Here is a 13,272-nt window from a genome sequence, read left to right as displayed (position 1 = left end):
GGCCGAACTCCGCGACCGGGAGGGCGGGGATGCGTGACCTCCGCCGCGACGGCGGCGACCGCGCCGTCGAGTTCGAACTCGATCTCCCCCGGCTGGCGCTCCTCGCGGCGCTGGCCGCTGCCGGTCTGCTGGGGGCGTTCTGGCTGGGCCGGGCGACCGCGCCCGGAGGGGGGCGGGGAGACCGGCCGATCGGCGCCAGCGCTCCCGCCCCGGTCGACGGGGGCGACGTCTCCGCGGGGATGACGCTGTTCGACCGGGAGGGCGTGGGCGGTGCGGCGCCGGAACCGTCGCGACAGGTGGTGCCGCGACCCGTTACCGAAGGTGGCTACGAGATCCAGGTCGCCGAGGTCGCGGGACGGGCCGAGGCGGAGCGGCTCCGCGCGGAAGTGCGGGCTCTCGGTTTCCCCGCCCTGCTCGTGCGCTCGGAGAACGGGCGGTACCGGGTGGCCGCCGGACCGTTTCCCGACCGGCGCGCGGCCGAGGAAGCGGCCGGCCGACTCGCCCGGAAGCTCGGACGCCCGCTTCAGGCGCCGTGACGCCGGCCGGGCGGCGTGCGCTCCGTGCCGCGGCGGCCCCGCTCGCGGGGGCCGGGCTGGCGCTGGCGTTTCCCCGGCCGGGCTGGAGCGCTCTCGCGGTGCCCTCCCTGGCGGTTCTCTTCGCCCTCGCCGGGAGCGCTCGGCCGCGCCGGGCGGCGGCGGAGGGCTTCGCCGGCGGCTTCGTCTTCTTCTCCCTGCTCCTCAGGTGGTTCGCGGCGGTGATCCTCGAACACACCCCGCTCGGGGGCGGCGCGGCCGCCGGGGCGGTCCTCGCTTCCGGGGCGCTGCTCGCCGCCGGGTGGGCGGCCGCCGCCTGGCTCGCCGCGCGAACCGGCCCGGGGGCGGCGCTTGCGTCCGCCGCCATTCTCTGGGTGGCGTACGAGCGCCTCCGGGAAGCGGTGCCGGCTCCCTTCCCGTGGGGCGTTCTCGCCGCCGCGTTCGCGGGGTCCGCGCCGGGGCGCGTGCTGGCCCGGTCGGTCGGTTCGGCGGGAATCTCGCTGCTCGCCGCCTCGCTGGCGGCGGTCCTGGCGTCCTTCCTCCTGCGGCGCCCGCGGCGGTTCGCCGCCGCGCTGGGCTGGGGGGCGGTGGCGCTCGCCGCGGCGGCGGCGGGCCTGGCGCTTCCGGCGGGGCAGCGGGAGCGGGCGCGCGTCGCCGTCGTCCAGGGCGCGGTTCCGGCGGAGGCGGCGGCGGTTGAGAAATTCGAGGTCTACGCCGGCCTGACCCGGCGCGCCGCGGCGCGCGGCGCCCGCCTCGTCGTCTGGCCCGAGTCGGCGACGGGTCTGAGGATCGACGCCGACCGCGCCTACCGGCGGGCCGTGGAGCGCCTCGCCGCCGAGACCGGGACCGACATCCTCCTCGGGAGCGTCACGGGCCGCGGATCGCGCTGGTTCAACAGCGCCGTGCTCGTGCGCGCCGACGTGGGGATGGCGACGGTCTCGGCCAAACGCGTCCTCGTCCCGTTCGGGGAGTACCTCCCGCTGCGCCCCCTTCTGGGCGAAGTTCCCGCCCTCGCGGCCGAGGCGGGCGATTTTTCTCCCGGCGCTTCGGCGGTGCTTCACCCCGCCCGTGTCGGGCGGATCGGCGCGCTGGTCTGCTACGAGGCGGTGTTCCCCGGTCTGGCCCTCGAGTTCGCGCGCGAGGGGGCCTCGTTTCTGGCGAACCTGACCAACGACACGTGGTTCGGCTGGACGTCGGGACCCTTCCAGCACCTCGCCCACGCGGTGCTGCGGGCGCCGGAGACGGGGAGGCCCTTGCTGCGGGCGGCCAACGGCGGGATCTCGGTGATCGTCGACGCGGACGGCACGGTGGAGGGGCGGCTCGGCCTCGGAGAGCGCGGCGTGATCGTGGCCGACGTGGCGCCGGGCGGCGGCGCGCCGGTGGGCGCCGCGGTGGGACGGGCCGTCGCGTGGGCGTGTGTTATCCTCTCGTTCGCCCTGCTCGTCAGCGGCGTCCGGCACGACCGGTCCGGCCCACCTCGCCGGGCGCCGGCCGGCCTCCCCGAACGACCCGGTCACCCCCCGGAGCGCCCCGATACGGCGCCGGATGGATGCGAGCATGCGTGAAGACCTGATCCAGCGGTGGGAATCGATCAAGGAGCGGCTCGAGCCGCTCAGGGGGTTCCTTTGACACCTCCGAACTGACCCGCCGCATCGAGGAACTCGACGCGAAGCTGTCGGACAGCGAGCTCTGGAACGACCCGGCGCGGGCCGCCGAGTTGAACCGGACGCGCGCCAGGCTGGCCGTGGAGCGGGAGCGAGGGGATCGGGTCCGGCGGGCGGTCGAGGACTGCGAAACGCTCCTCGAGCTGGCGCGGGAGGGGGAGGCGGTGGACGACGCCGACCTCGAAGCGGCAATCGGCGAGGCCGACCGCGCGCTGGCCGAGCTCGAGGTGGCGAAGATGCTCTCCGGCGAGGACGACCACCGGAACGCCATCCTCTCGATCCACCCCGGGGCGGGCGGTGTGGACGCACAGGACTGGGCCGAGATGCTGCTCCGGATGTACCTGCGCTGGGCGGAGCGGCGGAACTACAAGACGGAGCTGGTCGACCGGCTCGAGGGCGAGGGGGCGGGGATCAAGAGCGCCACCTGCCGGATCATCGGGCCGGACGCCTACGGCTGGCTCAAGTCGGAACGCGGGGTCCACCGCCTGGTCCGGATCAGCCCCTTCGACGCCCAGGCGCGCCGCCACACGGCGTTCGCTGCCGTCGACGTGATTCCCGAGGTCGATGACGACATCGAGATCACCATCGACGAGAAGGACCTGCGCATCGACACCTTCCGCTCCTCCGGGGCGGGCGGCCAGCACGTGAACGTCACGGACAGCGCCGTGCGCATCACGCACCTTCCGACCGGGATCGTCGTCACGTGCCAGGACGAGCGGAGCCAGCACCGGAACCGGGAGAAGGCGCTGAAGATGCTGCGGGCGCGGCTCTACGAGAAGGAGGTCCGCGAGCGGGAGGAGAAGCGCCAGCAGGAGGCGGGGGAGAAGGTCGAGCACAGCTTCGGCAACCAGCTCCGCTCCTACGTCCTCGCCCCTTACCGGATGGTGAAGGATCACCGGACCCGGTACGAGACCGGGGACGTGGACGCCGTGCTGGACGGCGATCTGACGCCGTTCATGAAGGAGTGGCTGATCCAGCAGGCGAAGGGCCGCGACGGCTGAGCGGTTCCGCCGGGCGGCGGCGGGTTGACCCGCGCCGGGGGCGCTCCTATAACTCACCGCAGGCGCGCCAGTTGCGCCGGGGGCGCGATCTGCGCGGCCCCGGGCGGGCGGGCGGAGAGGCCGCCGTGCGGGAACGGATCGAGCTGGACCAGCGATCGAAGGACTCGCTGGAGATCATCATCCAGCAGCACGTCCGGACGGGAGAGCCCGTCAGCTCCCGCGCCGTGGCGCGGCTCCACCCCGAGCGCCTGTCGCCCGCCACGATCCGCGCGCTCATGGCCGACCTGACGGAGATGGGCCTTCTGGCCCAGCCGCACACCTCGGCTGGCCGGGTGCCCACCGACCGCGGATACCGGTACTTCGTCGACGAGATCCTCTCCCGCAAGCAGCGCCTGCCGCGCCGGGAAGTGAGGCGCATCGAAAGGCTCCTCCTCTCCGCGCGGGAGATCGAGGAGCTACTGGCCCGGGCGGGGAAGCTCCTCGGCGAGCTGACCGGGGAGGTCGGGGTCGTGCTGGCGCCGGACCTCGAGCAGGCCGTCGTCGAGCACGTGGAGTTCGTCCGGATCTCGGCGCGCCGCTTCGTGGCGGTGATCGTCAGCCGGCCGGGCGTGGTTCTGCACCGGGTGCTCGACAGCGACGTCGATCTTTCCCAGAGGCAGCTCGACCGCCTGTCCGCCTGGTTGCGCGAGCAGTTCAGCGGCCTGACGCTGCCGGAGGTCAGGAGACGGCTTCTCCAGGCGCTCGAGCGCGACCGGGAATGGATCGAGACGATCGGGCGCCCCAGCTTCATGGCGCTGTCGGAGCTGATCGAGCGGGCGATGCGGGAGGGGAACGAGCTCATCCTGGAAGGAACCTCCCACCTGCTGAGCAAGCCGGAGTTCTCGGACATCGACCGGCTGCGGGAGGTGCTGGAGACCTTCGAGGAGCGGGCGCGCCTGCTCCGCTTGCTCGACTCGTGTCTGAGCAGTCAAGGGGTGAGGGTGATCATCGGGTCTGAAGCGGACGATCCCGGATTGGCGCCGATCTCGGTCGTCGCGAGCCCGTACCGCGCGGGACGGGCGATGCGGGGCCTCGTCGGCGTGCTCGGCCCCCGGCGGATGGAGTACGCGCGCGCGGTGGCGCTGGTCGACCACTTCGCGCGAACCATGAGCCGGGCCTTGAGCGGTGAGGAGAGCCGCGAAGATCAGGAGGAGGAGTGACCCGAGGACCCTCGGACGACGAGACCGGAATCGAAATCCTCGAAATCGTCGGCTACGAGCGGGACGACGACGAGCCTCGGCGCCCGCGGAGCGAGGGCTCCGGAGCCCAGGAGCCGGGACGCCTGAGCGAGGTCGTGGTGCGGCTGTCCCGGGCGCGTGAGGAGGGCCGGGCGGCGGGGATCCGGCTCGTCCTCCAGAAATTGCTGCCGGCGCTCGACGCGCTCGAGGCCTGCGTCCGGCAGGAGCCGGACCGCCAGGCGCTCGAGCACGCGGTGCGGGTCGCGCTGCGCCAGATCTGGGACGTCTTCCGCGAGCACGACCTGGAGCGGATCGAGGGCACGGGCGTGCCGTTCGATCCGGCGGTCCACGAGGCCGCCCAGGTGACGCCGACCGACCGGGTGCCACCCAACACGGTGCTCGACGTGCTGCGCGTCGGTTACGCGCTGGCCGGGGCCCTCGTCCGGCCGGCGCTCGTCCGTGTGTCGGCGGCACCGGGAGCCCCGACCGGGGATGCACCGTTCACCGGCCGCATCGGACCGTCCGCCCCCGGGCGGGCCCCGGGGGACGGGGACGCCGGCGGGAGCGACGATGACGGGGAGGCGAGATCATGAGCCGCATCGTGGGGATCGACCTCGGCACGACCAACTCGGTCGTCGCCGTGATGGAAGGTGACAAGCCCGTCGTCATCCCGACGAAGGAGGGGAGCCACACCGTCCCCTCGATCGTCGCCTTTTCGCGCCGCGGGGAGCGGCTGGTCGGCCCGCTCGCGAAGCGGCAGGCGGCCACCAACCCCGAGGGGACCTTCTACGGCATCAAGCGGCTGATCGGCCGGAAGCGCGACGACAAGCACGTGGAGGGTGTCGCCAGGCACGTTCCGTACGCGATCGTCGCGGCGCCGAACGGCGACGCCCACGTGCGGGTCGGCGACCGCGTCATCAGCCCGCAGGAGATCTCGGCGGCGGTCCTGGCCCACCTGAAAGAGAACGCTGAGCAGTACCTCGGGGAGAAGGTGCAGGACGCGGTCATCACCGTGCCGGCCTACTTCGACGACACCCAGCGGCAGGCCACCCGGGACGCCGGGCGGATCGCCGGGCTGAACGTGCTGCGGATCCTCAACGAGCCGACCGCCGCGAGCCTGGCCTACGGCCTGCTCGGCGAGGAGGAGACCGAGAAGGTCATCGCCGTGTACGACCTGGGCGGCGGGACCTTCGACATCTCGATCCTCAGGCTGGCTCAGGGCGTGTTCGAGGTGCTCGCGACCGCGGGCGACACCTTCCTCGGCGGCGAGGACTTCGACCAGCGGATCATCGAATGGCTGGCCGCCGGATTCAAGGAGCAGACGGGGGTGGATCCGCTCGCCGACCGGCTGGCTCTGCAGCGGCTGAAGGAGGCGGCCGAGAAGGCGAAGTGCGAGTTGTCGCGCGAAACGCAGGCCGATATCCAGCTCCCCTTCCTCGCCACCACCCCGAAGGGCCCCACGCACCTGAACACGACCCTCACCCGGGAGAAGTTCGAGGAGCTGGTCGCCGACCTGGTGGAGAAGACCCGCCGGCCGTGCGAGGAGGCGCTCGAAATGGCGGGGCTGAGCCCCTCCGACATCGACGACGTGCTGCTCGTCGGAGGGCAGACCCGCACCCCGCTGGTGCAGCGGATGGTCCAGCAGATCTTCGGACGCGAGGCCAACAAGGACGTGAACCCGGACGAGGTCGTCGCCCTCGGGGCGGCGATCCAGGCGGGCATCCTGTGCGGCGACGTCAAGGAGATCGTGCTGCTCGACGTGACCCCGCTTTCGCTGGGTGTCGAGACCCGGGATGGCGGGTTCATCAAGATGATCGAGCGCGGGGCCACGGTTCCTTGCCGGCGGAGCCGCGTCTTCACCACGACCGCGGACAACCAGACCAAGGTGGAGATCCACGTCCTGCAGGGAGAGCGCGAGATCGCCGCGGCGAACAAGAGCCTGGCCCGCTTCGAGCTGGTGGGCATCCCGCCGGCCCCACGAGGCACGCCGCAGATCGAGGTGACCTTCGACATCGACTCGAACGGGATCGTCTCCGTCTCGGCCAAGGATCTGTCGAGCGGCCTCGAGCAGCAGGTGGTGGTCACCCCGACCTCCGGCCTGACGCCCGAGGAGATCGAGCGGGCCATCGCCGAGGCGGAGATGTTCGCGGAAGAGGATCGCCGGCGGCTGGCCGCGTCCCGGGCCAAGGCCCGCCTGGAGGGCCTCCTGGAGACGAACCGGCGAACCTACAAGGAGTTCGAGCAGCTCCTCTCGCCCGAGCAGCGGCAGGAGATCAAACAGGTCTTCGCGCGCTGCAAGACGGCGCTTGCGAGCGAGGATGCGACGGCCATCCAGCAGGCGCTCGACATGCTCGGCGACGTCGCGCGGATCCTGTCCGACGTCGCGCTGTACGACCCGACGTCGGTGAAACTGAAGTGACCGCGGGCGGGTGCGCCCCCCGGCGGCGGCTGCTAGCCTGACCACTTCGCGGACGCGCCCGCGGTCCGGCCGGGCGCCGCTCCGGGCGGGCCGGCTGGCGCGCCCCCACTGCGGGCGGATCGCCGGAAGCGTGCGAGCGTGAGCGGAAAGCGCGACTACTACGAAATCCTCGGTGTGGCGCGCGATGCCACGCCGGAGGAGATCAAGAAGGCGTACCGGCGCCGCGCGCTCGAGCTGCACCCCGACCGCAACCCGGACCGGAAGGATGCGGAGGAGCGGTTCAAGGAGCTGTCGGAGGCCTACGCGGTCCTGAGCGACCCGGAAAAGCGCGCGCGGTACGATCGGTACGGCCATGCCGGGCTGGGACAGGGCCCGACGATCGACCCGGACATGTTCCGCGACGTCTTCGGCTCGTTCGGGTTCGGCGGACTCGAGGACATCTTCGCCGAGTTCTTCGGGGGAATGGGTTCCGCGCGGCGCGGCCCGCGCGCACGGGCCGGCGCCGACCTCCGGTACCGCCTGGAGATCGACTTCGAGGAGGCGGCCTTCGGAACCGAGGTGAAGATCCGCGTGCCGCGGTCAGAGAGCTGTCCCCGCTGCCGGGGCACCGGGGCGGCCGCCGGAGGGATCGTGAGCTGTCCGACCTGCGGAGGCGCGGGCCGGATCGCGATCCGGCACGGATTCATGCAGGTGGTCCGCACCTGTCCCAACTGCCGCGGGGAGGGGCAGACGGTCCGGCGGCCCTGCGGCGAGTGCGGAGGGGAGGGGAGGATCACGGCCGAGCGGACGGTCTCGGTGCGGGTTCCGCCGGGGGTCGACACGGGCACCCGCCTTCGCGTCGCGGGCGAAGGGGAGGGCGGCGAATGGGGCGGGCCACCGGGCGACCTGTACGTCGACATCGAGGTCCGGCCGCACGAGCGGTTCCGGCGCCGGGGCGCGGACGTCCTGGACGAGGTCGAAGTGTCCTTCGCGGACCTCGTCCTGGGCTGCACGCTCGAAGTGCCCACGGTCCACGGGCCGCGTGAAGTGACGGTCGAGCCGGGGACGGAACCGGGCACCACGATCCGGCTCCGCGGGGAGGGCCTCCCGAGACTCGACCGGCGGGGCCGCGGGGACCACGTGGTGCGGCTGGCGGCCCGGCCCCCGCGGGAGCTGACCGCCGAGGAACGCCGCCTGTGGGAACGGCTCCGCGAGATCGAGCGGGAGCGGAGCGGGGGGGATCGCCGGAGGCCGCGCTCCGGGGACCGCGGGCTGTTCGAGAAGATGAAGGACCTGCTGAGTGGCGACTCCTGAGACGCGCTGGCCCGGCACGTGGTACCGGATGCGGGTGCGGCTGCCCCGGGACCGGGAGGACGAGGCGGCCGGGATCGCGGCGGAGAGCGGAGCCATCGGCATGGAAACCCGCCCCGCGGGGGCCGGAGCGATCGATTTCGTTTGCTGGTTCGAAAGCACCGCGTCGGCGCGCCGTGCCGCCGGGCGGTTCCGCGAGGCGGGATTTCCCGCCGGGCCCGAGGGGATCGTCCCGGTGCGGGACGAGGGCTGGCTCGAAGCGGCGGCCGCGCCGAGGCCCCCGATCCGTGTCGGCCGGTTCGAGATCCTGACGGAGGATGCCGGAGAGGCGGCGGCCGGGTCGGTGCGGGTGGTGATACCGCTGGGCCGCGCCTTCGGCACGGGCGAGCACGACACCACCCGCCTGTGCCTCGAGCTGCTCGATCTCCTCCTCCCCCCCGGGGGACGTGTCCTCGATCTCGGGGCCGGCTCCGGTATCCTGGCGATCGCCGCGGCTCTCGGGGGTGCGGCGGAAGTGGTCGCGGTCGACAACGACCCGAGGGTGCTCGACGTGCTGGCCCGGAACGTGGCGCGCAATGGGGTGCGGGGGGTCGCGGTGGTGCGCGGCACGTGGAGCTGTCTCGCGCAAGAGGCGGCCTTCGATCTCGTGCTCGCCAACATCCACCGGACCGCTCTCGTGCGCGGTGCCAGGGCGATCGGGCGGAGGATCCGCCGGGGCGGCCGCGCCGTCCTCTCCGGGTTTCCGCCCGGCGACGTCGGCGAGGTGCGGGCGGCGTGGGCCGCGGCGGGCGCTCGTCCCCTGACCGAACGGCGGACCGCGGAATGGGCGGCGATCGCCCTCGAGATGGAACGGTGAGGCGTGTCAGGATCGCGGTGCTGTTCACCGCCGCGCTCGCGTGTGCCGCGTGCGAGCGGCGCCCCGATCCCGGGCGGCTGCGTGCAGCGCTCGAGGCGGGACGCGCCGCGGAGGTCGCGGAGCTGTTCCTCCGCCGGCCGCCGGGCGACGCTCGGGAGTGGCGGATCGCGGCCGAAGCGTTCGCGCGCACCCCGGACCTGGCCGAGGAGGGCGCGGAGCTGCTCGCCCCGGCAGCGGAGCGGGCGAGCGATCCCGAGGTCGTGTTGCTGGCGGCCCGCGTCGCGGAGGCGGCGGACCGTCTCGGCGATGCGCTGCGGTGGCTGGAGTCGGGCGAAAAGCGCCATCCCCGGGTGACCGAGCTGCGCATCGAGCGGGCGAAGCTCCTCGCCCGCCTCGGGCGGGCGGAAGAAGCGCTCGGGCTGCTGGAGCCGATCGCGGGGGCCGACCCGCGCTTGCTGAATCTCGCCGGGTATTGCGCGCTGCTGGACGGGCAGAGGGCGAAGGCGCGGGCGCTGCTGGAGCGCTCGGAGGAAGAGGCGCGGCGCCGGGCCGGCCGGGACTACGCGCCGGCCCTTTACCACCTCGGTCTTCTGGCCATGGCGGAAGGGAATCGCGAGTCGGCGATCGAGCGGTTCCGCGCCGCCGCGGCGGCGAACCCCCGACATCTGGAGGCGCACTACCAGTGGATGGCGGTCGCGGAGAGGCTCGGTCGGAGCGGCGAGGCGGAGCGGGCGCGACGGAGGTTCGGCGAACTCGCGCGCGCCCGTTTGGCTCAGCTCGGAGCCCTCGACGACGAGCCACCCGAAGCGGCCCCGCCCCCACCGGTCGATCGCTCCGCTTCGGTGGAGGAGCGGCGGGTGGTGGAGGAGGTGCGGTTCACTCGGACCCTCCCGGCGGGCGCACCGGTGACCTGCGCCCTTCTGGTTCCTGCCGGGGGCCGGTCGAGATTCCGCGTGACGGTGGCTGGAGGCCCGGAGCGGGGGAGGGTGCTCTTGGATCTCCTCCCCGCGGGGGCGGCGGAGGGAGCCTACTGGGTCGAACAGCGGATCGAAACGCCGCGCGCGGAGGGGACGCGGGTGGATCTCCGGTTCGAGGTCCTCCCCGCCGGTCCGGTCCGTTCGCTCCTGGCGCGTTTCGGGCTCGCCTCCGCCCCGGAAGGACGGTTCGCCGAACCGCGGGCCCTGACCCCGGCGGACCGGCGCTCGTCCGACCCGCGGCCCAACATCCTGCTCGTCTCGCTCGACACGTTGCGCGCCGACCGCCTCGGCGCGTACGGGTGGGCCCGGCCCACCTCGCCCGCGATCGACCGCCTGGCGGCGGGTGGCGTGCTGTTCGAGCGGGCGGAGGCCGCGTCGAACTGGACGCTTCCCTCCCATTACTCCCTTTTCTCGGGACTGACACCGGCCGCTCACGGCGTTCTTCCCGACCTCGGTGCCGTGCGGGGCTATCTCTTCCCGGACCGCCGCCTCGCGGTGCGCGGCTCGGGCAAGGAGAGAATGCTGGCGGAGGTTCTCGAAGAGGCCGGCTACCGCACGGTGGCTGTCACCGAGGACGGGTGGGTTTCGGCTCGGTTCGGCTTCGACCAGGGATTCGAGGTCTACCGCTCGGCGCGGCGCGGAGGGCTTCCCTTCACCGCCGAGGCGGCGCTCGCGGAGCTGCGGTTCGAGGGGGCGAACGGCCCCTGGTTTCTGTTCGTGCACACCTACACGACCCACCAGCCGTACCACGCTCCGCGCCGATACCGGACCCGGTGGGCCGATCCGGGTCACGTCGGCTTCGCGTGGCCGGCGGCCCGGGTGCCGATCTCGGACTACAACCGCTTCCACACGGGCCTGTTTCCCCCCGCCCCCTCCGACGTCCGCGCCTTCCGCGATCTGTACGACGGCCAGGTGGCCTGGGCGGACACCCTGGTCGATCGGCTCGTGCGATGGCTCGCCGACAACGGCCTCCTCGAGCAGACGGTGGTCGCCGTCGTCTCGGATCACGGCGAGGAGATCTTCGAGCGCGGCCGGTTCGATCACGGGGAGACCCTCTACGAGGAGGTCACCCGCGTGCCGCTGGTCCTCTACGCGCCGGGGCGTCTTCCGGCCGGCCGGAGGGTCCGCGGCCCGGTCTCGCTCGTCGATCTGCCGGCCACCCTGCTGGAGTTCGCGGGAGCGGAGGGGCGGCTCGGCCAGGGTCGGTCGCTTCTCCCGCGGATCGAGGGCGGGGCGGCGAGCCGCCCCGCGTTCGCGGAGGCCCTCGCGCCGGGTGGGGTTCCCCTCGCGGCCGTGTGGTCGGGATCGCTCAAGTACATCAGGCGCGGGGAGGGGCCGGCGGCGGTGGAGGAGCTGTACGACCTCGCCTCCGATCCGCTCGAGCAGAGGAATCTGGCGCAGGGTCGTCCGGGGGAGACGGCACGCCTGCGCGCCCTGCTCGATCGCCACCTCGCGGCCTCGGCGCGTGTCGCGAAGGAACTGGGTGAGGGGAAGGGGGAGGTCGACGAGGCGACGCGCGAGAGGCTGCGCAGCCTCGGATACGTGGAGTGAGGGCGCGCCCCGCCGAGGGGCTTCCCGAGTCGTGCGGAGTCGCGCCGGGCGGGTGCGAGTGCGGCCTGTCCCGTCCGGCCTTTCGCAACCGGGACGCGCCCGGCAGCGCCCGCGGCGCGTGCCGCATCGGACACCGCCCGCCGCGCCCGATCGGATCGGAACGACTCATGCCGCCGGCGCGCTGCGCGTGCTAGACTGATCCCGCCGTTTCCCGTCCACGCCCGCGGCGTGGGCGCCGGCCCGCGAACTTCCGGACTGTCCCGCCAGGAGGCAGCCGGAAGGAGGGAGGCGCCCATGCCCGAAGCCGCGGTCCGCGAGTCCTTCCTCGAGCAGGTCGTCCGGGAGACCCCCAACGGCGAGCGGCTGAAACGCTGCATCCAGTGCGGCAGCTGCGGCGGTTCCTGTCCCAGCGGCGCCGAGATGGAGCTGACACCCCGCGCCCTGTTCGCGCTGATCCGCGCCGGGGACAAGGAGCGGGTCCTGCGCGCCAACACGATGTGGAAGTGCGTCTCCTGCTACTTCTGCACCGTGCGTTGCCCGCAGGAAATCCCGATCACCGACGTGATGTACGCGCTCAAGCGGATCGCGATCCGGGAGGGGCTCGCGGTCGAGAGCGACGCGCCGGCGCTCGCTCATACCTTCAGCCGGTACGTGGACCGCTACGGCCGCAGCTTCGAGCTCGGCATTGCCAGCCGCTACCTTCTGGTGCACAAACCGGGCACCGCGTTGCGCATGGGCCCGACCGGCCTGTCGATGCTGCGGCGCGGACGCCTGTCCCTGGCTCCGAAGCGAATCCGGGACCTCGAGGGCTTCCAGGCGATCGTGGCCCGGGCCCGCGAGTTGGAACGGGAGGAGTCGGCATGACCTCACACGGCCGCAGGTACGCCTTCTACCCCGGTTGCTCGCTCGAGTTGAACGCTGCGGCGTATGGCTCTTCGATCCACGCCGTCGCCGAGCGGCTCGGGCTGGAGCTGGTCGAGATCGATGACTGGAACTGCTGCGGGGCGACCGAGTACTGGACGCAGGAGAAGCTCGCGTCTTGCGCGATCGTCGCCCGCAACCTCGCGCTGGTGCCGGACGGAACGGAGCAGGTGACCGCCCCCTGTGCGGCCTGCTTTCTGAACCTGGCCAAGGTCGACGAGCTGATGCGAGAAAACTCGCGCCTGGCGGCCCGGGTGAACGAAGCGCTCGCCGCGGGAGGCCTGACGTACGAGCCGGGACGGGTTCGCGTGCGGCACCTGCTCGACGTGCTGACTTGCGACGTCGGTGAACGGGCGATCCGGGAGCAGGTGCGCCGGCCGCTCGACGGCCTTCGCGTGGCCCCCTACTACGGTTGCCAGATCGTTCGGCCGCACGGCGGGTTCGACAACCCGGAGTATCCGTCGAAGATGGACCGCCTGCTGAGCTGGCTCGGGGCGGAAGTCGTCGACTACCCCGTGAAGAGCCATTGCTGCGGCGGGCACATGACGCAGATCAGCGAACCGCTGGCGCTGGAGCTGATCCACCGCCTCCTGCGCGCCGCCGCCCAGTACCGGGCTGACGTGATCGCCTGCATGTGCCCGATGTGCCAGCTCAACCTCGATGCGTACCAGGGGCGCGTCAACAGTCAGTTCGGAACGAACTACCGCCTCCCCGTTCTCTTCGTCACGCAGATCGTCGGGTACGCGTTCGGGCTGGACCCCGAGGAGTTGGGATTGGGGCTCGAACTGGTCGAGGCGGCTCCGGTGCTCCGCCGCAAGGTCGCCGCCGGGAAGGGAGGGTGAA

General features: G+C 72.9%; 11 protein-coding genes. All 11 read left to right on the top strand.

The features are described 5' to 3' along the window. Positions 1-29 precede the first annotated feature (29 nt). The gene (locus tag D6718_08065; GenBank protein RMG45270.1) at positions 30-536 is read left to right on the top strand and encodes an SPOR domain-containing protein; all 507 of its coding nucleotides are present in this window, start codon (positions 30-32) and stop codon (positions 534-536) included. Further along, complete coding sequence (gene lnt / locus D6718_08060) at positions 533-2,098, top strand: apolipoprotein N-acyltransferase (GenBank protein RMG45269.1); 1,566 nt, start codon at positions 533-535, stop codon at positions 2,096-2,098. Before D6718_08065 ends, lnt begins: the two co-directional genes overlap by 4 nt. Further along, positions 2,091-3,198, top strand: a protein-coding gene (gene prfB / locus D6718_08055; protein RMG45268.1) for a peptide chain release factor 2 whose coding sequence is annotated in 2 segments (ribosomal slippage) — positions 2,091-2,159 and positions 2,161-3,198 — 1,107 coding nt in all. Because the reading frame shifts where the segments join, the coding sequence is not laid out codon by codon here. Before lnt ends, prfB begins: the two co-directional genes overlap by 8 nt. Next, positions 3,162-4,397 carry a heat-inducible transcription repressor HrcA gene (gene hrcA / locus D6718_08050; GenBank protein ID RMG45267.1) on the top strand — a complete coding sequence of 412 codons (1,236 nt, stop codon included), beginning with the start codon at positions 3,162-3,164 and terminating at the stop codon, positions 4,395-4,397. Before prfB ends, hrcA begins: the two co-directional genes overlap by 37 nt. After that, positions 4,394-5,008, top strand: a complete 615-nt coding sequence (gene grpE / locus D6718_08045) for a nucleotide exchange factor GrpE (protein RMG45266.1) — start codon at positions 4,394-4,396, stop codon at positions 5,006-5,008. Before hrcA ends, grpE begins: the two co-directional genes overlap by 4 nt. Further along, entirely contained in the window at positions 5,005-6,834 is a 1,830-nt protein-coding gene (gene dnaK / locus D6718_08040; GenBank protein ID RMG45265.1) for a molecular chaperone DnaK, read from the top strand. Before grpE ends, dnaK begins: the two co-directional genes overlap by 4 nt. A 138-nt stretch (positions 6,835-6,972) precedes the next feature. Further along, on the top strand, positions 6,973-8,127 hold the full coding sequence (gene dnaJ, locus D6718_08035) for a molecular chaperone DnaJ (GenBank protein RMG45264.1): 1,155 nt from the start codon (positions 6,973-6,975) through the stop codon (positions 8,125-8,127). Further along, positions 8,114-8,980, top strand: coding sequence for a methyltransferase domain-containing protein (locus D6718_08030; GenBank protein ID RMG45263.1), 867 nt, complete (start codon positions 8,114-8,116; stop codon positions 8,978-8,980). The genes dnaJ and D6718_08030 overlap by 14 nt, the downstream gene beginning before the upstream one ends. Further along, positions 8,947-11,508 carry a hypothetical protein gene (locus tag D6718_08025; protein ID RMG45262.1) on the top strand — a complete coding sequence of 854 codons (2,562 nt, stop codon included), beginning with the start codon at positions 8,947-8,949 and terminating at the stop codon, positions 11,506-11,508. Before D6718_08030 ends, D6718_08025 begins: the two co-directional genes overlap by 34 nt. A gap of 294 nt (positions 11,509-11,802) precedes the next feature. Continuing rightward, a complete protein-coding gene (locus tag D6718_08020) occupies positions 11,803-12,372 on the top strand; it encodes a heterodisulfide reductase (protein RMG45261.1) in 570 nt (189 codons plus the stop codon). Next, positions 12,369-13,271, top strand: a complete 903-nt coding sequence (locus D6718_08015) for a disulfide reductase (protein ID RMG45260.1) — start codon at positions 12,369-12,371, stop codon at positions 13,269-13,271. Before D6718_08020 ends, D6718_08015 begins: the two co-directional genes overlap by 4 nt. The last annotated feature ends 1 nt before the right edge of the window (position 13,272 follow it).

Source organism: Acidobacteriota bacterium, from assembly GCA_003696075.1.
Taxonomy (GTDB): domain Bacteria; phylum Acidobacteriota; class Polarisedimenticolia; order J045; family J045; genus J045.
This window is presented reverse-complemented; position numbering and strand designations above follow the sequence as displayed.